General features: G+C 57.7%; 14 protein-coding genes and 1 pseudogene. 11 read left to right on the forward strand and 4 right to left on the reverse strand.

The features are described from left to right. Nucleotides 1-19: 19 nt before the first annotated feature. Nucleotides 20-796, forward strand: a complete 777-nt coding sequence (gene sseB / locus FOY96_RS05245) for an enhanced serine sensitivity protein SseB (protein ID WP_023333036.1) — start codon at nt 20-22, stop codon at nt 794-796. Between the two features lie 17 nt (nt 797-813). On the opposite strand, the gene FOY96_RS05250 is transcribed toward sseB, so the two are convergent. The 4 genes and pseudogenes from FOY96_RS05250 to FOY96_RS05265 form a co-directional block, all read right to left on the reverse strand. Further along, entirely contained in the window at nt 814-1,584 is a 771-nt protein-coding gene (locus FOY96_RS05250) for a MurR/RpiR family transcriptional regulator (protein WP_047652683.1), read from the reverse strand. Beyond that, nucleotides 1,584-2,432: a 3-mercaptopyruvate sulfurtransferase gene (sseA, locus tag FOY96_RS05255; RefSeq protein WP_143346602.1), complete on the reverse strand. Its 849-nt coding sequence runs from the start codon at nt 2,430-2,432 to the stop codon at nt 1,584-1,586. The genes FOY96_RS05250 and sseA overlap by 1 nt, the downstream gene beginning before the upstream one ends. 90 nt (nt 2,433-2,522) lie before the next feature. Continuing rightward, nucleotides 2,523-3,889 (reverse strand): annotated as a pseudogene (locus FOY96_RS05260) (6-phospho-alpha-glucosidase). A 12-nt stretch (nt 3,890-3,901) separates the two neighbouring features. Continuing rightward, nucleotides 3,902-5,446, reverse strand: coding sequence for a PTS transporter subunit EIIC (locus FOY96_RS05265; protein WP_064673763.1), 1,545 nt, complete (start codon nt 5,444-5,446; stop codon nt 3,902-3,904). A gap of 286 nt (nt 5,447-5,732) precedes the next feature. Here FOY96_RS05265 and FOY96_RS05270 point away from each other — a divergent pair, with 286 nt between their 5' ends. The 10 genes from FOY96_RS05270 to der all read left to right on the forward strand — a co-directional run bounded on the left by FOY96_RS05270 (nt 5,733) and on the right by der (nt 22,150). Beyond that, entirely contained in the window at nt 5,733-10,685 is a 4,953-nt protein-coding gene (locus tag FOY96_RS05270) for an alpha-2-macroglobulin family protein (RefSeq protein ID WP_143346604.1), read from the forward strand. A gap of 1 nt (nt 10,686) precedes the next feature. Next, nucleotides 10,687-13,011, forward strand: a complete 2,325-nt coding sequence (gene pbpC, locus FOY96_RS05275) for a peptidoglycan glycosyltransferase PbpC (RefSeq protein WP_143346605.1) — start codon at nt 10,687-10,689, stop codon at nt 13,009-13,011. Nucleotides 13,012-13,167: 156 nt separating this feature from the next. Then, nucleotides 13,168-13,599, forward strand: coding sequence for a nucleoside-diphosphate kinase (gene ndk, locus FOY96_RS05280; protein ID WP_003860625.1), 432 nt, complete (start codon nt 13,168-13,170; stop codon nt 13,597-13,599). A 169-nt stretch (nt 13,600-13,768) separates the two neighbouring features. Beyond that, nucleotides 13,769-14,935: a dual-specificity RNA methyltransferase RlmN gene (gene rlmN, locus FOY96_RS05285; protein WP_014171168.1), complete on the forward strand. Its 1,167-nt coding sequence runs from the start codon at nt 13,769-13,771 to the stop codon at nt 14,933-14,935. Between the two features lie 293 nt (nt 14,936-15,228). Next, entirely contained in the window at nt 15,229-16,242 is a 1,014-nt protein-coding gene (gene rodZ, locus FOY96_RS05290) for a cytoskeleton protein RodZ (protein ID WP_096150439.1), read from the forward strand. Between the two features lie 26 nt (nt 16,243-16,268). Then, entirely contained in the window at nt 16,269-17,387 is a 1,119-nt protein-coding gene (gene ispG / locus FOY96_RS05295) for a flavodoxin-dependent (E)-4-hydroxy-3-methylbut-2-enyl-diphosphate synthase (protein WP_023308814.1), read from the forward strand. Nucleotides 17,388-17,467: 80 nt separating this feature from the next. After that, complete coding sequence (hisS, locus tag FOY96_RS05300) at nt 17,468-18,742, forward strand: histidine--tRNA ligase (protein ID WP_032622984.1); 1,275 nt, start codon at nt 17,468-17,470, stop codon at nt 18,740-18,742. Between the two features lie 13 nt (nt 18,743-18,755). Further along, nucleotides 18,756-19,376 (forward strand): YfgM family protein, encoded by a 621-nt coding sequence (locus FOY96_RS05305; protein WP_143346606.1) that lies wholly within the window; start codon nt 18,756-18,758, stop codon nt 19,374-19,376. 10 nt (nt 19,377-19,386) lie between these two features. Continuing rightward, nucleotides 19,387-20,565 carry an outer membrane protein assembly factor BamB gene (gene bamB / locus FOY96_RS05310; RefSeq protein WP_039263735.1) on the forward strand — a complete coding sequence of 393 codons (1,179 nt, stop codon included), beginning with the start codon at nt 19,387-19,389 and terminating at the stop codon, nt 20,563-20,565. A gap of 112 nt (nt 20,566-20,677) precedes the next feature. Continuing rightward, complete coding sequence (der, locus tag FOY96_RS05315) at nt 20,678-22,150, forward strand: ribosome biogenesis GTPase Der (RefSeq protein WP_023308811.1); 1,473 nt, start codon at nt 20,678-20,680, stop codon at nt 22,148-22,150. Nucleotides 22,151-22,162: the final 12 nt, after the last annotated feature.

Raw genomic sequence — 22,162 nt, forward strand, 5'->3', positions numbered from 1 at the left:
TGCATCATCTGGAATTGTTATGTCCGAAACCAAAAACGAATTAGAAACCCTGCTGGAGCAGGCGGCGACCGAGCCCGCCCACCGTCCGGCATTTTTCCGCACGCTGCTGGAATCCACCGTCTGGGTGCCGGGCACCGCGGCGGAAGGTGAGCAGGTTGTAGAAGACAGCGCGCTGGATCTGCTGCACTGGGAGAAAGACGACGGCACGTCGGTGATCCCGTTCTTCACCTCGTTGGAAGCCCTGCAGGAAGCGGTAGAAGACGAACAGGCGTTCGTGGTGATGCCGGTGCGTACCCTGTTTGAAATGACGCTGGGCCAGACGCTGTTCCTTAACGCGAAGCTGCCGACCGGGAAAGAGTTTACCCCGCGTGAAATCAGCCATCTGATAGGTGAAGAGGGCAACCCGCTCAGCACCCAGGAAGTGCTGGAAGGGGGCGAAACGCTGCTGCTTTCTGAAGTGGCCGAGCCGCCCGCGCAGATGATTGATTCCCTCACGACGCTGTTCAAAACCCTGAAACCGGTTAGACGCGCGTTTCTCTGCTCCATTAAAGAGCGTGCGGACGAGCATCCGGTTCTGCTGATTGGTATTGAGGCGGACGGCGATATCGACGACATCATTCAGGCGGCGGGAAGCGTGGCGACCGACACGCTGCCGGGCGATGAGCCGATTGATATCTGCCAGGTGAAGAACGGCGAGAAGGGCATCAGCCACTTTATTACCGAGCACATCACCCCGTTCTACGAGCGTCGCTGGGGCGGCTTCCTGCGCGATCTCAAAACCAACCGCATCATCTGATTACGGCGGGGTGAATATCACCCCGTTGCTTCCAGCAGCAGTAAATCCATCAGCAGCACCAGATTCGACTCAAACGACGTCACCCCTGCGGCTTCGGCGGCGAAGTGCACCGCTTCGTCATAGAGGGCAAAATGCACGTCCGCCATCCCCGCCAGCGTATTGGCCGAGGCGCGGGTAAACGCGACGATCGTCATACCGACGTTTTTGGCAATCCGCGCTTTATCCAGCACCTGCTCCGTTTCACCGCTGCGCGAGACGGCAATAAACACCTGATAGCGGGCGGCGTTGCTGAGGAAAATATTCCGGCTGTCCCCCGGCCCGGAGATAAACGCCGTTTTGCCCAGCACCTGCAGCTTCTTGGTCAGGTACTCCGCAAACAGATAGGAAAACCCGGCCCCGTAGAGAAAGAAGCTCTCTTTCTGGCGCAGCAGGTCGGCAAACTGCTGGCGCTTTTCCTGCGTGACCCACTGGAAGGTGTGCTGATAGTTGGCGATAAACTGATTAAACAGCGCCGGGAGTTCAGGAAGCGACTGCCCCTGGGCGGCAATATGCGGTGTGTCGGAGAGCAGCTGCTTGCAGTGCCAGATAAACTCGCTAAAGCCGCTGAACCCCAGCTTCTGACACAGCCGCATGATGGTGGCGGTGGAAACAAATGTCGCCTGCGCCAGCTCGCGTACCGTGATGTTGCCCACCAGCAGCGGGTGCTCCGTGAGGTGGGCGAGGACGCGATACTCCGCGCGGGTCAGCGACGCCCCGCGCGTTAACAGCGTGGCCAGGCGGTTATCCATTATTTCGCGGGTTCAACCGGCAGATCGTCTCGCGCACCCCATTCGCTCCAGGCGCCGTCGTAGAGCGTGACGTCGTTCGCGCCGAGCGTGGCGAGCGCCAGGATCACCACGCAGGCCGTTACGCCGGAGCCGCAGCTGGCAATAATCGGACGATGTAAATCCACGCCAGCACGGTCAAAAATGGCCCGCAGCTCGTCGGTGGTTTTCAGCTCGCCCTCAAACACCAGCTCGCCCCACGGTACGTTCAGCGCCCCCGGAATATGTCCGCGCTTCAGCCCCGGACGCGGTTCATCCGCTTCGGCATTGAATCGCGGAGCAGGACGGGCATCGACGATTTGCGCCGTTTTTTCATGACTCACGACCAGCACGTCGGTCAGGCGTTTCACCACGTGCGCGTCGAACGTGGCGTCGAATTCGCCTTCCGGAAGCGTCACGTCACCCTGCTGGAGCGGCAGCTCGTCGCGCTTCCAGCCCGCCAGCCCGCCCGCCAGAATCGACACTTTTTCCACGCCGAAGTTTTTCAGCATCCACCACGCGCGCGGGGCGGAGAAGAGGTTACCTTCATCATAAACAACGAGGTGTTTGTCTTTGCTGACGCCCAGCTCGCGCATCGCCACGGAAAACGCTTCCGGGCGCGGCAGCATGTGCGGCAGGGGAGAGTTGCGATCGGAGAGGGCTTCGATATCAAAAAATACCGCGCCAGGCAGATGTCCGGCACGGTATTCCGCGACCATATCGCGAAGGTGTTCCTGCCCGGCCGGGGCCATACGCGCGTCAATAATCTGAACTTCCGGATCGTCACCGTGCTCAATCAGCCAGTCGGCGGCGACAAAATATGAGGTGGACATGGGTTGCCTCCATTCTTTTCCGTAAAAAAGGATTGTCGGTGTTTTTTCTGACACCGACAAGCAAACCACGTTCAACTCGCGAGCAAGCCCCTATTTTTTCACCGTTTCGCCGTCCTGCCAGGCTTTTGCAGCGCAGGCCAGTAGTCGCGGTTGGCCTCGATCATCTCATCCAGAATCGCTTTTGCATGCTCCATGGTTGGCACGGTGCGGTTGAGGGTGAACGCCTGCAGGGCTTTCTCATAGCTGCCCTCGATGGTGGCCTCTACCAGCAGTTGTTCAGAGGCGAGCTGCTGTTGCAAAAGGGTCTGATGGAACAGCGGCACCTGACCGACGCGAATCGGTTCCGGGCCTTCGGAGGTGATATAAGCGGGCACCTCCACCACGGCATCGTAAGGCAGGTTGGTAATCGCCCCGCGGTTTTCCACCATCACCAGATGGCGGCTCCGCAGGTTAAAGGCCAGCGAGCAGGCGACATCGACGATAAACTCGCCGTGGACGCCTACGTGGAAGGCGTCCGGCAGGATCCCGGTGCGCTTGTATTCTTCGGCAGCGGCGAACAGCTTTTTCTCGCGCCCGTCCATCACTTCATTGGCGCGGGTATAGTCCGGGTTCTGATGCTCGACGATCTGGTTCGGCATCAGGTAGTACTGCAGATACGGGTTCGGCAGATACTCCGGGAAGTTGTCCATGATCGGCTTAATGTTGCGCCAGGTTTTGACCCATGATGGATCGGAATGCTGCGGGTCGGTTTTAGCCGCATCTTCCGTCAGCAGGCCAAACTTCGCGATATGTTTACGCAGCTCGGGAAGCTTGTCTTCGCCGTCCACCAGCACGCGGGTAAACCAGCCGAAGTGGTTCAGGCCGAAGTAGTCCACCTCCAGCCTGCGGCGATCGACACCCAGAATCGCCCCCATATTGCGCATCGCGGCGACAGGCATATCGCAGATGTTCAGCACCCGCGCATTTGGCCGCAGCCGCCGCACGCCCTCCGCGACGATCGCCGCCGGGTTGGAGTAGTTCACGATCCAGGCCTTCTCGTGCGCGTAGCGATCCACCAGATCGATAAGTTCCACCATCGGCAGGATCGTGCGCAGCCCGTAGGCCAGCCCGCCGGGTCCGCACGTTTCCTGGCCGACCACGCCGTGACGCAGCGGGATCTTCTCATCCTGCTCGCGCATCTTGTACTGGCCGACGCGCATCTGGGCGAAGACGAAATGCGCGCCGCTGAAGGCCACTTCCGGGTCACTGGTGACGGTAAATTTGATGCTCTGGCTGTGGTCGCGAATGACCTTCTCGACGACGGGCGCAATGGTGTTCTGACGCGCCTCGTCGATGTCATAAAGGCGAATTTCGGCCAGCGGGAAATCCTGCAGGCGCACCATCAGGCTTTTCACAATGCCCGGCGTGTAGGTGCTACCGCCGCCGGCAATCGACAGAATAAATGGGGGTGTAAACATCTTTAGCTCCTTTCAGAGAAACGTCTCAACGGCTTCTCGCATTTTTTTGACGTGCAGCCCGTAGACCACCTGAACGTTGTTACCTTGTTTGATAATCCCTTTCGCGCCGGTCGCCTTGAGCCGCGGCTCGTCGATAATGGCGACGTCCTTCACCGTGACGCGTAAGCGGGTGTAGCAGTTGTCCACAACCTCAATGTTTTCCCGGCCGCCCAGACCCGTCACGATGGATTCGCCCAGCCCGTCGTTATTGCCCTTCGCCTGGTACTCCTGCTTGCTGTAGAGGCGCGTCTCCCGATCGTCATCCTCACGGCCCGGCGTTTTCATGTTGAAGCGCAGGATCAGGAAGCGGAACACCACGAAGTAGAGGGCGAACATGATCAGCCCGACCACGATGTACATCGGCCAGTTGGACTTCTCCGTGCCGAGCGGCAGGTTGTAGAGGATGAAGTCGATAATCCCGTTGGCGCCGATGGCGTGAACGCCCAGCAGCGAGAACAGCATCATGCCGATGCCGGTCAGCACCGCGTGCACCACGAAGAGCAGCGGAGCGACGAACAGGAAGGAGAACTCAATCGGCTCGGTCACGCCGACCAGCAGCGAGGTCAGCGCCGCCGGGATCAGAATGGCTTTCGCAATGGCTTTACGCTCCGGCTTTGCGGTCATATACATCGCCAGGGCTGCGGCAGGCAGGCCGAACATCTTGCTGATGCCGCGTGCGTCCCACACCACGGTGCTGCTGAGCTGCTTCACGTCCGGGCAGGCCATCTCGGCGAAATAGATATTGCGTGCGCCCTGATAGGTTGCGCCGCACACCTCCTGCGTGCCGCCCAGCTCGGTATAGAGGAACGGGGTATAAACCAGATGGTGCAGGCCGGTGGGGACCAGAATACGTTCCAGGAAACCGTAGATTGCCACGCCCAACGGCCCGGAGCCTTTGATGGCCAGCGCCAGGGCGCTAATGCCGTGCTGGGCATACGGCCACAGTTCACTCATCACCACGCCGAGCAGCATGGAGACGGGGAGCATGACGATGGCGACAAAACAGTGGCCGGAGTAAATCGCCATCGCGCCGTTAAACTGTACGCCGGAGTATTTGTTGTACAGATATCCGGAGAGCGCCCCGGTCAGGATCCCGGCAAAAACGCCCATCTCCAGCACCTGCACGCCCAGCACCATGGTCTGCCCGGCCGCTTTCATCTGGGCCGCTGGCGCCAGCGCGCCCTGCAGCTGTAGCGTGACGTTCATGGCGTTGATGAACACGACAAAGGTAACCAGACCAATCAGCGCGGCATAGCCTTTATCCCGCGTCGCCAGACCAATCGGGATCCCGACGGCAAACACCAGCGCCAGGTTGACCAGCACCGACACGGCAGATTTCGCGATAAGCTGACCAAGGTGCTGAATCAGCGGATGGCCCAGAAACGGCAGGTATTCAGCGAGATTACCGTTACCCAGCACGTTACCAAAGGCGATAAACAGACCGACGATCGGTAAGATAAGTACCGGTCCGTACAATGATTTTCCGAAATTTTGTAGGGCGTTCACGGCTCGTTTCATGGCTTTCTCTCTTTTTGAACCGCGCACTCGGGGTGCGTCATGGTCATAAAACTAGCAGCCTTCGGGCGAGCTTAGCCAGCTATCTTCTTGTTTTAAAAACAAATGACTTGAAAGGTAACATGTGACGTTATGTGCTGTGATCGCGGTTCCATCACGGCGTAGCGGCGTGATGCCGTTCTGCGAGGCGCTTTCCAGATTTTAAAATTGGCCTTTTTGAATTAATGAAACTTGCGGATAATACTTATCCGGACGACGACCAACAGGCTCCTTGGGCCAGGGACAAAGGATGAAACCGTTTCGCTTAGCCGCGCTCTCTCTTGCGCTGCTCACCACGTTTACGCTTGTCGGCTGTGATAACAGCGACGATAAAACTCAGGCTGCGGCTCCCGCGGCATCCACCGCATCCACACCGAAAGCTGCAGAAAAGCCCAATGCTGAAACGCTGGCTAAACTGGCTGCCCAGACTCAGGGAAAAGCGCTGACGTTGCTGGATACCTCAGAAGTTCAGCTCGACGGTGCCGCCACGCTGGTGCTGACCTTTTCTGTTCCGCTGAATCCCGATCAGGATTTCGCCAAAACGGTGCATGTCGTGGACAAGAAAAGCGGCAAGGTTGACGGGGCGTGGGAACTTGCGCCTAACCTGAAAGAGCTTCGCCTGCGCCATCTGGAGCCTAACCGCAACCTGGTCGTCACCGTTGAACGTGACCTGCAGGCGCTGAACAAGGCGACGTTCGGCATTGATTATGAAAAAGCCCTGACTACCCGGGACATTGAACCCACCGTTGGTTTTGCCAGCCGCGGCTCGCTCCTGCCGGGCAAGGTGGTGGAAGGTCTGCCGGTGATGGCGCTCAACGTCAACAATGTTGATGTCAACTTTTACCGCGTGAAGCCGGAATCGCTGGCCTCCCTTGTCAGTCAGTGGGAGTACCGTAACTCGCTGACCAACTGGGAGTCCGATAACCTGCTGAAGATGGCGGAGCTGGTTTACACCGGTCGATTCGATCTTAATCCGGCGCGCAACACGCGCGAAAAATTGCTGTTGCCCCTGAAGGATATTAAACCGCTCCAGCAGTCTGGCGTTTATATCGCGGTCATGAACCAGGCTGGACACTACAACTACAGCAACGCCGCAACGCTCTTTACCCTAAGCGATATTGGCCTGTCCGCTCACCGTTACCATAACCGCCTGGATATCTTCACTCAGAGTCTGGAAAACGGTGCGGCGCAGTCCGGCGTGGCCGTCACGCTGCTAAACGATAAAGGCCAGACTGTCGCCGAGGCGAAGAGCGATGCCGACGGTCATGCGAAGCTTGAAACGGACAAAGAAGCCGCGCTGATTCTGGCGAGCAAAGACGGCCAGACCACGCTGCTTGACCTCAAGCTTCCGGCGCTGGATCTGGCGGAGTTCGATATTGCCGGTAGCCCCGGCTACAGCAAGCAATTCTTCATGTTTGGCCCGCGCGATCTCTATCGTCCGGGTGAAACGGTGATCCTCAACGGCTTACTGCGCGACAGTGACGGTAAGCCGCTTCCCGATCAGCCCGTGAAGCTTGACGTGCTGCGCCCGGATGGACAGGTCGCGCGTACGATTGTCGTCAAGCCAGAGAATGGGCTCTATCGCTTTAACTATCCGCTGGACAGCGGAGCGCAGACCGGTATGTGGCATATCCGTGCCAACACGGGCGATAACCTGCAGCGCCTGTGGGACTTCCACGTCGAAGACTTCATGCCCGAGCGTATGGCGCTCAACCTGAGCGGACAAAAAACGCCGGTTTCACCGCAGGATAACGTGGACTTTAACGTGGTGGGCTATTACCTGTATGGCGCACCGGCCAACGGTAATTCTCTGCAGGGCCAGCTTTTCCTGCGTCCGCTGCGTGACGCGGTGGCTGCGCTGCCGGGCTTCCAGTTTGGCGATATCGCGGAGGAGAACCTGAGCCGCAGTCTGGATGAAGTTCAGCTTACGCTGGATGAGCAGGGGCGTGGGCAGGTGACCACCGAAAGCCAGTGGAAAGAGGTCCACTCTCCTCTGCAGCTGATTCTGCAGGCCAGCCTGCTGGAGTCCGGCGGCCGTCCGGTGACGCGTCGCGCTGAGCAGGCCATCTGGCCAGCGGCTGAGCTGCCGGGTATCCGCCCTCAGTTCGCCAGTAAAGCCGTTTACGACTACCGCACCGATACCACCGTCAACCAACCGATTGTTGACGAGAACGGCAACGCCAGCTTCGACATCGTTTATGCCGATGCCAGCGGAGCGAAAAAAGCGGTTTCCGGTTTACAGGTACGCCTGATCCGTGAGCGCCGCGACTACTTCTGGAACTGGTCTGAGAGCGAAGGCTGGCAGTCTCAGTTCGATCAGAAAGATCTGGTTGAAGGCGAGCAGGAGCTGACTCTCAAGGCCGACGAGACGGGTAAAGTCACCTTCCCGGTGGAGTGGGGCTCATACCGTCTGGAGGTTAAAGCGCCTGATGAGATGGTCAGCAGCGTGCGCTTCTGGGCAGGCTACAGCTGGCAGGATAACAGCGACGGCAACGGGGCTGCACGTCCTGACCGCGTGACGCTAAAACTGGATAAGCCAGCCTATCAGCCAGGCGATACCATTAACCTGCACATTGCAGCGCCGGCAGCAGGTAAGGGCTATGCGATGATCGAGTCCAGCGAAGGGCCGCTGTGGTGGAAAGAGATCGACGTACCGGCAAACGGGCTTGATCTCGCTATCCCGGTCGACAAAGCCTGGAAACGTCACGATCTCTACCTGAGTACGCTGGTGGTTCGTCCTGGGGATAAATCGAAATCCGCCACGCCGAAACGCGCGGTCGGCCTGCTACATCTGCCGATGGGCGATGAAAATCGTCGTCTGAACATTGCGCTCGATAACCCGCAGAAAATGCGTCCAAACCAGACGCTCTCTGTGAAGGTGAAAGCCAGCGTGAAAGAGGGTGCGGTTCCGCAGAAAGTGAACGTACTGGTCTCGGCGGTTGACAGCGGCGTGCTGAACATCACCGATTACGTTACGCCCGATCCGTGGCAGGCTTTCTTCGGTCAGAAACGCTACGGCGCGGATATCTACGATATCTACGGCCAGGTCATCGAAGGGCAGGGCCGCCTGGCCGCGCTGCGCTTTGGTGGTGACGGTGATGAGCTGAAGCGCGGCGGTAAGCCGCCGGTGAACCACGTCACCATTATTGCCCAGCAGGCACAGCCGGTTACGCTGGATGCCAACGGAGAAGGCACGATTACGCTGCCGATTGGTGATTTCAACGGCGAGCTGCGTCTGATGGCGCAGGCCTGGACGGAAGACGATTTCGGCAGCAGCGAAAGCAAGGTCGTGGTGGCTGCGCCGGTCATTACCGAGCTTAACACGCCGCGCTTCCTGGCAAGCGGGGACACCTCAAGGCTGACGCTGGACCTCACCAACCTGACGGACAAGCCGCAAACGCTGAATGTCGCCCTGACCGCGACAGGAAAACTGTCGCTGGAAGGCTCGCAGCCGCAGCCGGTTCAGTTGTCTCCTGGCGCGCGCAGTACCCTGTTTATTCCGGTGCGTGCGTTGGAGGGTTATGGTGACGGTGAGGTGACAGCACAGGTTATGGGCCTAAAGCTTCCGGGCGAGACTTTCGCACCGCAGCAAAAGAGCTGGAAAATCGGCGTGCGTCCGGCATTCCCGGCGCAGACGGTGAATACCGGTACCATGCTGAACCCCGGCGAGTCCTGGACCGCACCGGCGCAACATAGTAACGGTTTCTCTCCTGCTACCCTGCAGGGGCAACTGCTGCTGAGCGGCAAACCACCGCTTAACCTGGCGCGCTATATTCGCGAGCTGCAGGCGTACCCGTATGGCTGCCTGGAACAGACCACCAGTGGCCTGTTCCCGTCGCTCTACACCAACGCGGCGCAGCTGACTGCACTTGGCATCAAGGGCGACACCGATGACAAGCGCCGTGCAGCGATTGATATTGGCATCTCTCGCCTGTTGCAGATGCAGCGTGAGGACGGTGGTTTTGCGCTGTGGGATAAAAACGGTCCGGAAGAGTACTGGCTGACGGCCTACGTGACCGACTTCCTGGTGCGCGCGGGCGAGCAGGGTTACAGCGTACCTGCCGATGCAGTGAATAACGCCAATAACCGCCTGCTGCGCTACCTGCAGGATCCGGGAATGATGTCCATTCGCTACAGCGACGATACTCAGGCCAGCAAGTTTGCCGTGCAGGCCTATGCCGCGCTGGTGCTGGCACGTCAGCAAAAAGCGCCGCTGGGCGCGCTGCGTGAAATCTGGGATCGCCACGGGCAGGCGGCTTCCGGGCTGCCGCTGATGCAGCTGGGCATGGCGCTCAAACTGATGGGCGATGCGCCGCGCAGCCAGCAGGCGCTGGATCTGGCGCTCAAAACCCCGCGCAACGACAGCAAAAACTGGATGGCCGATTACGGCAGCCAGCTTCGCGATAACGCGCTGATGCTCTCTCTTCTGGAGGAGTACAAGCTGCTGCCTGATGCGCAAAATACGCTGCTGAATGCCCTGTCTGAACAGGCCTTCAGCCAGCGCTGGCTGTCAACGCAGGAGAGCAATGCGCTGTTCCTGGCTGGACGCTCGCTGCAAACCCTGTCTGGTGCGTGGCAGGCGAAAACTTCGCTGTCTGAGACCGCATCAGGCGGCGATAAGTCACTGGTGCAAAACGTGAGCGGCGACCAGCTTGGCGCGCTGCAGGTGACCAATACCGGGACAACACCGCTGTGGGTACGCCTGGACAGCACCGGTTATCCGGAATATGCCCCTCAGCCGAGCTCGAACGTGCTGCAGGTTGAACGTCATATCCTGGCAACCGACGGCAGCAGTAAATCGCTCTCATCGCTGAAGAGCGGTGAGCTGGTGCTGGTGTGGCTGGACGTTAAAGCCAGCCAGAACGTGCCGGATGCGCTGGTGGTGGATCTGCTCCCTGCGGGTCTGGAGCTCGAAAACCAGAACCTGGCGAGCAGCAGCGCCAGCCTGCAGGACAGCGGCAGTGAGGTACAGAACCTGCTCAGCCAGATGCAGCAGGCGGATATTCAGCATATGGAGTTCCGCGACGACCGCTTTGTGGCTGCCGTGCCGGTAAACGAAGGTCAGCCGGTCACGCTGGTCTATCTGGCCCGTGCCGTGACGCCGGGAACCTATCAGGTGCCGGTCCCGATGGTGGAGTCTATGTACGTTCCGCAGTGGCGGGCAACGGGGGCGGCCAGCGGCCCGCTGATTGTTGTTCCGTAATATGCAAATGGCACGTCTGACACGCTCCCGCTGGCTATGGCTGGCGGGAGCGCTTCTCGTTTTATGGGGGCTGATTGTCGCCGCCGACCGCCTGTGGCCGTTGCCTCTGAAAGAGGTTAATCCCGCCCGGGTGGTGGTAGATGAGAAGGGCACGCCGCTCTGGCGTTTTGCCGATAGCGACGGGATCTGGCGCTACCCGGTTACCATTGAAGAGGTCTCTCCCCGCTACCTTGAGGCGCTGATCCAGTATGAAGATCGCTGGTTCTGGGATCACCCAGGCGTAAACCCGCTCTCTGTCCTGCGCGCTGCCTGGCAGGATCTCAGTTCTGGCAAAGTCGTCTCTGGTGGAAGCACGCTCACCATGCAGGTGGCGCGCCTGCTGGACCCGCATCCGCGCACCTTTGGCGGCAAAGTTCGTCAGCTCTGGCGGGCGATGCAGCTGGAGTGGCATCTTTCCAAACGCGACATTCTCACCCTTTACCTCAACCGCGCTCCGTTTGGCGGAACGCTGCAGGGCGTCGGGGCGGCAAGCTGGACCTATCTTGGCAAACCGCCGTCGCAGCTAAGCTATTCCGAAGCGGCGCTGCTGGCGGTACTGCCGCAGGCACCCAGCCGCTTACGTCCGGACCGCTGGCCTGACCGGGCCGAGGCGGCGCGCAACAAAGTGCTAGATCGCATGGTAACGCAGGGCGTCTGGTCCGCGAAGCAGGTTAAAGAATCACGGGAAGAATCGGTATGGCTGGCGCCCCGACAGATGCCGCAGCTGGCGCCGCTCTTTGCGCGCATGATGCTCGGCAAAAGTCGCGACGCAAAAATTATCACCACGCTGGATGCCGGACTGCAGCGGCAGCTGGAAGAGCTGGCGATGAACTGGAAATCTCGCCTGCCGGCACGCAGCTCGCTGGCGATGATCGTCGTGGATCACACCGATATGAAAGTGCGCGGCTGGGTCGGCTCGGTGGATATTAACGATGACACGCGTTTTAGCCACGTGGATATGGTCAATGCGATCCGATCCCCGGGATCGGTGTTAAAGCCCTTTATTTACGGTATGGCACTGGACGATGGCCTGATCCATCCCGCCTCGCTGCTCCAGGACGTTCCCAGAAAAACCGGTGATTATCGCCCCGGGAATTTTGACAGTGGGTTCCACGGACCGGTCAGCATGAGTGAAGCGCTGGTGCGCTCCCTCAACCTGCCCGCGGTACAGGTACTGGAAGCCTACGGGCCAAAACGTTTTGCCGGGATGTTGAGCAACTCAGGCTTGCCGCTGATCCTGCCTGCGGGGGCGCAGCCAAATCTGTCCCTGATCCTCGGAGGGGCAGGCGCCCGGCTGGCGGATATCACAGCGGCCTACAGCGCGTTTGCCCGACACGGTAAGGCGGGGAGGTTGCGGTTACAGCCGGGCGATCCGCTCATTGAACGTCCGCTGCTGTCGCAAGGCTCGGCGTGGATTATTCGCCGTATTCTGGCGAACGAGGCGCAGCCGCTGCCGGATAATGCGTTACCGCAGATCGCACCGCTGGCGTGGAAAACCGGCACCAGCTACGGTTACCGTGATGCCTGGGCGATTGGTCTTAATGCCCGCTACGTAATAGGCATCTGGACAGGACGACCGGACGGCACGCCCGTAGCGGGGCAGTTTGGTTTCGCCAGCGCAGTTCCACTCTTAAATCAGGTTAATAACCTGCTTCAGTCACGCTCAACGGTAGACGAAGCCCGCCTGCCGCGCGACCCGCGTCCGGAGAGCGTCGGGCGGGGCGTGATCTGCTGGCCGGGCGGCCAGTCGCTGCCGGAAGGAAGTGAAAACTGTCGGCGTCGCCTGTCGACCTGGCTGCTGGAAGGGAGTGAACCGCCCACGCTGCTATTGCCCGAACAGGAAGGGATACGCGGTATTCGTTTCCCGGTCTGGCTGGATAAAACGGGTAAACGCGTGGCGGCAGATTGCCCTGATGCAACTGAAAAAGTCCTGGATGTCTGGCCGCTGCCGCTGGAGCCGTGGCTGCCGGCAACCGAGCGTCGCGCGGTACGGGTCCCTCCTTCCTCAACCACCTGTCCTCCGCTATCGCAGGACGCACCTGCGCCACTCATCCTGACAGGCGTGCGTGAAGGGGCCGTCATCAAACGTCTGCCGGGGGAATCCCGCGTTTCGCTGCCGCTTCAGGCGACCGGCAATAGCGGTGAGCGCTGGTGGTTTTTGAACGGTGAACCGCTGAATGTGAAGGGAAGAGTTTACACTTTACAGCTTGATAAATCGGGCGATTATCAGTTACTCGTTATGGATGAGGCCGGTCAGGTCGCGACGGTGAATTTTACGCTGCAGTGACCTGAAAATAGCTTTCTGATGTGAGCTGTTGCTAAAACTCGTCTTATTTTAAAAAAATGTTACCTGAATCCATAGGCAATGGCGCTATTGCTCATTATAATCCGCGCCACACCATACTCAGGTATGCAAAACAACAGAACATTGACAGAGGTTATCATGGCTATTGAACGTACTTTTTCCATCATCAAACCAAACGCGGTGGCAAAAAACGTTATTGGCAGCATCTTCGCTCGCTTTGAATCTGCAGGGTTCAAAATTGTTGGCACCAAAATGCTGCACCTGACCGTTGAGCAGGCTCGCGGTTTCTACGCTGAGCACGAAGGTCGCCCATTCTTTGACGGCCTGGTTGAGTTCATGACCTCCGGTCCAATCGTGGTATCCGTGCTGGAAGGCGAAAACGCAGTACAGCGTCACCGTGACCTGCTGGGCGCAACCAACCCGGACAACGCGCTGGCAGGTACTCTGCGCGCTGACTACGCAGACAGCTTCACCGAGAACGGTACCCACGGTTCTGACTCTGTTGAATCTGCTGCACGCGAAATCGCTTTCTTCTTCGCAGAAGGTGAAGTGTGTCCACGCACCCGTTAATTTAACGGTTTCGTTTACACATTATTTTCGTAAATGCCGCGTCCAGACGTGGCATCCCTGCGCCAGACTTTGTACAATGCAACGCCCCGGACGAGCAGACTGCTTTCCGGGGCGTTTCTATTCAACCCTCCATGGGCCATAACGTGTAACAACGAGGCCGGAAAATATTATGTCTGAATTAGTGAATACCTCCGAAGTCGCCATTCCTGCGGTTCCCAATAAAAATGGAAAAATCAACCTGCTGGATCTGAACCGTCAGCAGATGCGCGAGTTCTTTAAAGAGATGGGCGAAAAGCCGTTTCGTGCCGATCAGGTCATGAAGTGGATGTACCATTACTGCAGCGACAATTTTGATGACATGACTGACATCAACAAGGTCCTGCGCAACAAGCTCAAGGAAGTGGCTGAAATCCGCGCACCGGAAGTGGTGGAAGAGCAGCGCTCAGCGGATGGCACCATCAAATGGGCGATTGCGGTAGGCGATCAGCGCGTTGAGACCGTCTACATCCCGGAAGAAGACCGCGCCACGCTGTGTGTTTCCTCTCAGGTAGGTTGTGCGCTGGAGTGCAAATTCTGCTCAACCGCGCAGCAAGGCTTTAACCGTAACCTGCGGGTGTCAGAAATTATCGGCCAGGTCTGGCGTGCCGCGAAAATCGTCGGTGCGGCAAAAGTAACCGGTACGCGTCCTATCACCAACGTGGTGATGATGGGGATGGGTGAGCCGCTGCTGAACCTGACCAACGTCGTTCCGGCGATGGAAATCATGCTTGATGACTTCGGTTTTGGTCTGTCCAAGCGTCGCGTCACGCTGTCTACCTCTGGCGTTGTGCCTGCGCTGGACAAGCTGGGCGACATGATTGACGTTGCGCTGGCGATCTCCCTGCACGCACCAAACGACGAAATTCGTGACGAAATTGTGCCGATCAACAAAAAGTACAATATCGAAACCTTCCTCGCTGCGGTGCGTCGCTATCTGGAGAAATCCAACGCCAACCAGGGCCGCGTCACCATCGAGTACGTGATGCTTGACCACGTCAACGACGGTACCGAACATGCGCATCAGCTGGCTGAACTGCTGAAAGATACGCCATGCAAAATCAACCTGATCCCATGGAACCCGTTCCCGGGCGCGCCGTATGGCCGTAGCTCGAACAGCCGTATCGACCGTTTCTCCAAGGTGCTGATGGAGTATGGTTTCACCACTATCGTGCGTAAAACCCGTGGTGATGACATTGATGCAGCATGCGGACAGCTGGCTGGTGATGTTATTGACCGTACCAAACGTACCCTGCGTAAACGCATGCAGGGCGAGACGATCGCGGTTAAAGCTGTTTGATTATTATGCACTCACGGCGCATTATCTGCGCCGTGAAGCCTGGTCTTACTGAATAATCAGTCAGATTCGTGATGACTGAACAATAATTACGGTGCGTTTCATCCGACTTTCGGGCAGTATGTAACGACGTAACAACAGTTTAGCCGTACGGGCAGGGCTGTACTGTCATCTCCGGGCTGACAGTCTTATACTCTCTGTTCAAGGTTAACTGACCAGAAGTTTCGCGGTGCGGGTGGCATTGTGACTCACCGGCACCTGAACCCTTATTTTTCACGTACCAGTAGTTGTAGCGAATGAATACTGAAGCCACTCACGACCAACATGAAGCACTCTCCACTGGCGTTCGTCTTCGCAACGCCCGTGAACAACTCGGACTCAGCCAGCAAGCCGTTGCGGAACGCTTGTGCCTGAAGGTTTCCACGGTTCGCGATATTGAAGAAGATAAGGCACCTGCCGATCTGGCTTCAACGTTCTTGCGCGGTTATATCCGCTCTTACGCAAAACTGGTCCATATCCCCGAAAACGAATTACTGCCAATGATGGAGAAGCAGGCACCGGTCCGTGCAGCAAAAGTTGCGCCGATGCAGACCTTCTCCCTGGGGAAACGTCGTAAAAAACGCGATGGCTGGCTGATGAGCTTTACCTGGCTGGTGCTGTTTGTGGTGATTGGCCTGACGGGCGCATGGTGGTGGCAAAACCACAAAGCCCAGCAGGAAGAGATCACCACCATGGCCGATCAATCCTCTGCTGAACTCAACCAGGCCGGAAGTGAGAATGCCCAGAACGTGCCGCTGAATACCGACGGTGCAGCGTCCTCAAGCGAGCCACAGACCGCAGCGCCAGACGCGTCGGCGACCGATGCAGCACAGGCTCCGGCAGCAACGGCTAACACCGCTGCGCCGCAGGCTCAGGATCAAAACGCGGTTGTCGCCCCTTCTCAGGCGAATGTTGATACTGCGGCGAACGCGCCTGCGGCTACTCAGCCTGCAGACAATAGCGCAGCGTCTCTGCCAACCAGCCCGGCGGGTACGGCAACAGCAGCCGATCCCAACGCGCTGGTGATGAACTTCAGCGCCGACTGCTGGCTGGAAGTGACTGACGCGACAGGTAAAAAACTGTTCAGCGGCCTGCAGCGTAAAGATGGCACGTTAAACCTAACCGGCCAGGCTCCCTATAAACTTAAAATCGGCGCTCCGGCAGCGGTACAGATCCAGTATCAAGGAAAACCTGTCGACCTGAGCCGCTTTATCAGAACTAACCAGGTTGCACGTCTTACCGTTAATGCCGAACAATCAGCAGCACAGTAACAGACGGGCAACGCGGGAGATTTTTCATGCATAACCAGGCTCCGATTCAACGTAGAAAATCGAAACGGATTTACGTTGGGAATGTGCCAATCGGCGATGGGGCACCTATCGCCGTTCAGTCGATGACCAATACGCGCACCACTGATGTGGAAGCGACGGTCAATCAAATCAAAGCATTAGAACGTGTAGGCGCGGACATTGTTCGCGTTTCCGTCCCAACCATGGATGCCGCTGAGGCGTTCAAACTGATCAAACAGCAGGTCAGCGTTCCGCTGGTGGCTGATATCCACTTCGACTACCGCATCGCACTGAAAGTGGCCGAATACGGCGTCGATTGCCTGCGTATTAACCCGGGCAACATCGGTAACGAAGAGCGTATCCGCATGGTCGTGGACTGCGCCCGCGATAAAAATATTCCTATCCGTATCGGCGTTAACGCCGGTTCCCTGGAAAAAGACCTGCAGGAAAAATACGGCGAGCCTACGCCACAGGCGCTGCTCGAATCCGCGATGCGTCATGTCGATCATCTCGATCGTCTTAACTTCGATCAGTTCAAAGTCAGCGTAAAAGCGTCCGACGTGTTCCTGGCGGTAGAGTCTTATCGTCTACTGGCAAAGCAGATCGACCAGCCTCTGCACCTCGGGATCACCGAAGCGGGCGGCCTGCGCAGCGGCTCTGTAAAATCTGCGATCGGTCTGGGGCTGCTGCTCTCTGAAGGGATCGGTGACACCCTGCGCGTCTCGCTGGCGGCCGATCCGGTCGAAGAGATCAAAGTCGGTTTCGATATCCTGAAGTCGCTGCGCATTCGCGCACGTGGGATCAACTTCATTGCCTGCCCAACCTGCTCGCGTCAGGAGTTTGATGTGATCGGCACGGTGAATGCCCTGGAGCAGCGTCTGGAAGACATTATCACCCCGATGGACGTCTCCATCATCGGCTGCGTGGTAAACGGTCCGGGTGAAGCACTGGTGTCAACCCTGGGCGTAACCGGCGGTAACAAGAAAAGTGGTCTCTATGAAGATGGCGTTCGTAAAGATCGTCTGGATAATAGCGACATGATCGACCAGCTTGAAGCCCGCATCCGCGCCAAAGCCGCCATGATGGACGAAACACAGCGTATCAGCGTTCAGCAGGTTGAAAAATAACGTGATGGGAAGCGTGCCGCTTCCCATGTATGATTGAACCCATTCTTTGGGTTTTTTTTGTATATAGAAAGAGAATAAACGTGGCAAAAAACATTCAAGCCATCCGCGGCATGAACGATTATCTGCCTGGCGAAACCGCCATCTGGCAGCGCATTGAAGGCACACTGAAGCAGGTGCTCGGCAGCTACGGTTACAGCGAAATCCGTTTGCCGATTGTAGAGCAGACCCCGTTATTCAAACGCGCGATCGGTGAAGTCACCGACGTGGTTGAAAAAGAGATGTACACCTTTGAGGACCGCAACGGCGACAGCCTGACCCTGCGTCCGGAAGGTACGGCGGGCTGCGTACGCGCCGGCATCGAACATGGTCTTCTGTACAATCAGGAGCAGCGCCTGTGGTATATCGGCCCGATGTTCCGCCACGAACGTCCTCAGAAAGGTCGTTATCGCCAGTTCAATCAGCTGGGCGTGGAAGTCTTTGGCCTGCAGGGCCCGGACATTGACGCTGAACTGATTATGCTGACCGCCCGCTGGTGGCGCGCCCTCGGTATCGCCGATCACGTTTCTCTTGAGCTGAACTCTATCGGTTCTCTGGAAGCACGCGCTAACTACCGCGATGCGCTGGTGGCGTTCCTGGAACAGCATAAAGAGAAGCTGGACGAAGACTGCAAACGTCGCATGTACAGTAACCCGCTGCGCGTTCTGGATTCCAAAAACGCGGATGTTCAGGCACTGCTGAACGATGCGCCTGCGCTGGGTGACTACCTGGATGAAGAATCTCGCGAACACTTCGCGGGCCTGTGCAAGCTGCTTGAAGCGGCAGGCATCGCCTATACCGTGAATCAGCGCCTGGTGCGCGGTCTGGACTACTACAACCGCACCGTGTTTGAGTGGGTGACCACCAGCCTCGGTTCTCAGGGCACCGTATGTGCGGGCGGCCGTTATGACGGTCTGGTTGAGCAACTTGGCGGTCGCGCAGCCCCTGCTGTTGGCTTCGCGATGGGCCTTGAGCGACTTGTTTTGCTGGTTCAGGCAGTTAATCCGGAATTTAAAGCAGATTCCGTTGTCGATATATACCTGGTGGCTTCAGGCGCGGAAACGCAGTCTGCGGCGATGCAGCTTGCCGAACGCGTGCGCGATGCGCTGCCGGGCGTTAAGCTGATGACCAACCATGGCGGCGGCAACTTTAAAAAACAGTTTGCTCGTGCCGATAAGTGGGGCGCAAGTATTGCACTGGTGCTGGGCGAGTCCGAAGTGGCTAACGGCGAAGTGGTGGTGAAGGACCTGCGCTCTGGTGAGCAGACAACGGTAACGCAGGACGGCGTTGCGGCGCACTTGCGCACTCTATTGGGCTAAGGAGAAGGACTGCGTGGAAATTTACGAGAACGAACACGATCAGGTCGACGCGATTAAGCGCTTCTTTGTTGAAAACGGCAAAGCGCTGGTTGTTGGGGTTGTTTTAGGTATCGGTGCGCTGGTGGGCTGGCGTTACTGGAACAATCATCAGGCGGATTCCGCGCGCGGCGCGTCTCTGTCCTATGAAAATACCGTGAGCGCCATTCGTGCCGATCAGCCGCAAACGCTTACTGCGGCAGAAAAATTTGCGGCTGACAACAGAAACACCTACGGTGCACTGGCTGCGCTGGAAGTGGCTCAGCAGTACGTTGATAAGAACGAACTGGATAAAGCCGCTGCTCAGCTCTCGCAGAGCCTTGCTGCGGCCAGCGATGAGAACCTGAAAGCGGTGATCAATCTGCGCCTGGCACGTATTCAGGTTCAGCAGAAAAAAGCTGACGATGCGCTGAAAACGCTCGATACCATCAAAGGCGAAGGTTTTGCTGCCATCGTTGCCGATCTGCGCGGTGAAGCACTGCTGAGCAAAGGTGACAAAGCGGGCGCGCGTAAAGCGTGGCAAGCTGGCGTAGAGAGCAATGCTTCACCTGCGCTGAGCGAAATGATGCAGATGAAAATAAATAATTTGTCCGTCTGAGAGGGACCCGATGCAATTGCGTAAATTACTTCTGCCAGGACTGCTTTCTGTTACGTTATTGAGTGGTTGTTCACTGTTCAGTGGCGAAGAAGACGTTGTGAAAATGTCCCCACTGCCGACGGTTGAAAACCAGTTTACCCCATCCACCGCGTGGGATGTCTCCGTGGGCAATGGGATTGGTGATTTCTATTCCAACCTTCATCCTGCGTATGCAGACAGCGTTGTCTATGCCGCTGACCGCAAAGGTACCGTGAAAGCGGTGAACGCCGATGACGGGAAGGAAGTATGGTCCGTTAACCTGGCGGAAAAAGACGGCTGGTTCTCCCGTAAACCTGCACTGCTCTCTGGCGGTCTGACTGTTGCCGGTGGCCATGTCTACGTGGGCAGCGAAAAAGCGCAGGTTTATGCGCTGAATAGCAGCGACGGTTCTATTGCCTGGCAAACAACCGTAGCGGGTGAATCCCTGTCTCGCCCGGTGGTGAGCGACGGCCTGGTGCTGATTCATACCAGCAACGGCCAGCTGCAGGCGCTGAACGAAGCGGACGGTCTGGTGAAATGGACCGTTAACCTGGATATGCCTGCGCTCTCTCTGCGCGGCGAATCCGCACCGGCTACCGCATTTGGTGCTGCCATTGTGGGCGGTGACAACGGTCGCGTGAGCGCCGTGCTGATGCAGCAGGGCCAGATGATCTGGCAGCAGCGTATCTCTCAAGCCACTGGCTCAACGGAAATTGACCGTCTGAGCGACGTAGACACAACGCCGGTCATCGTTAACGGTGTGGTTTACGCGCTGGCCTATAACGGCAACCTGACCGCGCTGGATCTGCGCAGCGGCCAGATCATGTGGAAACGTGAGCTGGGCTCTGTGAACGATTTCATCGTTGAGGGCAACCGCATCTATATGGTCGATCAGAACGACCGTCTGCTGGCGCTGAGCACCGAAGGCGGCGTGACGCTGTGGACGCAAAGCGATCTGCTGCACCGCCTGCTGACCTCGCCTGCACTGTACAACGGTAGCCTGGTGGTTGGCGACAGCGAAGGGTATATGCACTGGATCGATCCGGATAACGGCCGCTTTGTTGCACAGCAAAAAGTCGACAGCTCTGGCTTCCTGACCGATCCGGTTGTGGCCGACGGCAAACTGCTGATTCAGGCAAAAGACGGCACGCTGTACGCGATCACGCGTTAATTACCCGGCGGTTGTAGTATACTAAACGGCTCCTGTTCACTCAGGAGCCGTTTTGACATTTTTAAAAACGCCGCGAAAGCGACGTTATTTTGAATTTTATGAGGCTTCAAACATGGTACCTGTGGTCGCGCTTGTCGGGCGCCCTAACGTTGGAAAATCCACTCTTTTTAACCGTTTAACACGCACCCGTGATGCGCTGGTTGCGGATTTCCCGGGGCTGACGCGTGACCGTAAGTACGGTCGTGCAGAGGTGGAAGGACGCGAGTTCATCTGTATTGATACCGGTGGTATTGACGGCACAGAAGACGGCGTTGAAACCCGCATGGCGGAACAGTCGCTGCTGGCGATTGAAGAGGCGGATGTGGTGCTGTTTATGGTGGATGCGCGCGCTGGCCTGATGCCGGCGGACTCCGCTATTGCCAAACACCTGCGTTCACGCGAAAAGCCGACCTTCCTGGTGGCGAACAAAACTGACGGCATCGATGCCGATCAGGCCGTCGCGGATTTCTGGTCTCTGGGTCTGGGTGAAATCTACCCGATTGCGGCATCGCATGGCCGTGGCGTCACCAGCCTGCTGGAAACCGTTCTGCTGCCGTGGGTTGACGAAGTAAACCCGCCGGAAGAAGTAGACGAAGACGCTGAATACTGGGCGCAGTTTGAAGACGGAGAAGAGGGCGAAGAAGAGCCTGAAGACGACTTCAACCCGCAGGATCTGCCGATCAAGCTGGCCATCGTGGGTCGTCCAAACGTAGGTAAGTCTACGCTTACTAACCGTATTCTGGGTGAAGAGCGCGTGGTCGTTTACGACATGCCGGGCACCACCCGTGACAGTATCTACATTCCTATGCAGCGCGACGAGCGTGAGTATGTCCTCATCGACACCGCCGGGGTGCGTAAGCGCGGGAAAATCACCGATGTGGTGGAAAAATTCTCCGTTATCAAAACCCTGCAGGCGATCGAAGATGCCAACGTTGTGCTGCTGGTCATCGACGCACGCGAAGGTATCTCCGATCAGGACCTCTCTCTGCTCGGCTTTATCCTCAATAGTGGGCGCTCACTGGTTATCGTGGTCAACAAGTGGGATGGCCTGAGCAATGAAGTGCGCGAGCAGGTGAAAGAGACTCTCGACTTCCGTCTGGGCTTTATCGACTTCGCCCGCGTGCACTTTATCTCTGCGCTGCACGGCAGCGGGGTGGGTAACCTGTTCGAATCCGTGCGTGAAGCGTACGACAGCTCCACCCGTCGTCAAAGCACCGCGATGCTGACCCGCATCATGAATATGGCTGCTGAAGACCATCAGCCGCCGCTGGTGCGCGGCCGTCGCGTGAAGCTGAAATATGCCCACGCCGGTGGTTACAACCCGCCAATCGTAGTAATTCACGGCAACCAGGTGAAAGACCTGCCGGATTCCTACAAGCGCTATCTGATGAACTACTTCCGTAAATCGCTGGACGTAATGGGCACGCCTATCCGTATCCAGTTCAAGGAAGGGGAAAACCCGTTTGCCAACAAGCGCAACACCCTGACGCCAAACCAGATGCGTAAGCGTAAGCGCTTGATTAAGCACATTAAGAAAAGCAAATAAGCTTTACCTGCT

It is taken from the genome of Enterobacter asburiae (assembly GCF_007035645.1).
Classification (GTDB): Bacteria; Pseudomonadota; Gammaproteobacteria; order Enterobacterales; family Enterobacteriaceae; genus Enterobacter; species Enterobacter asburiae_B.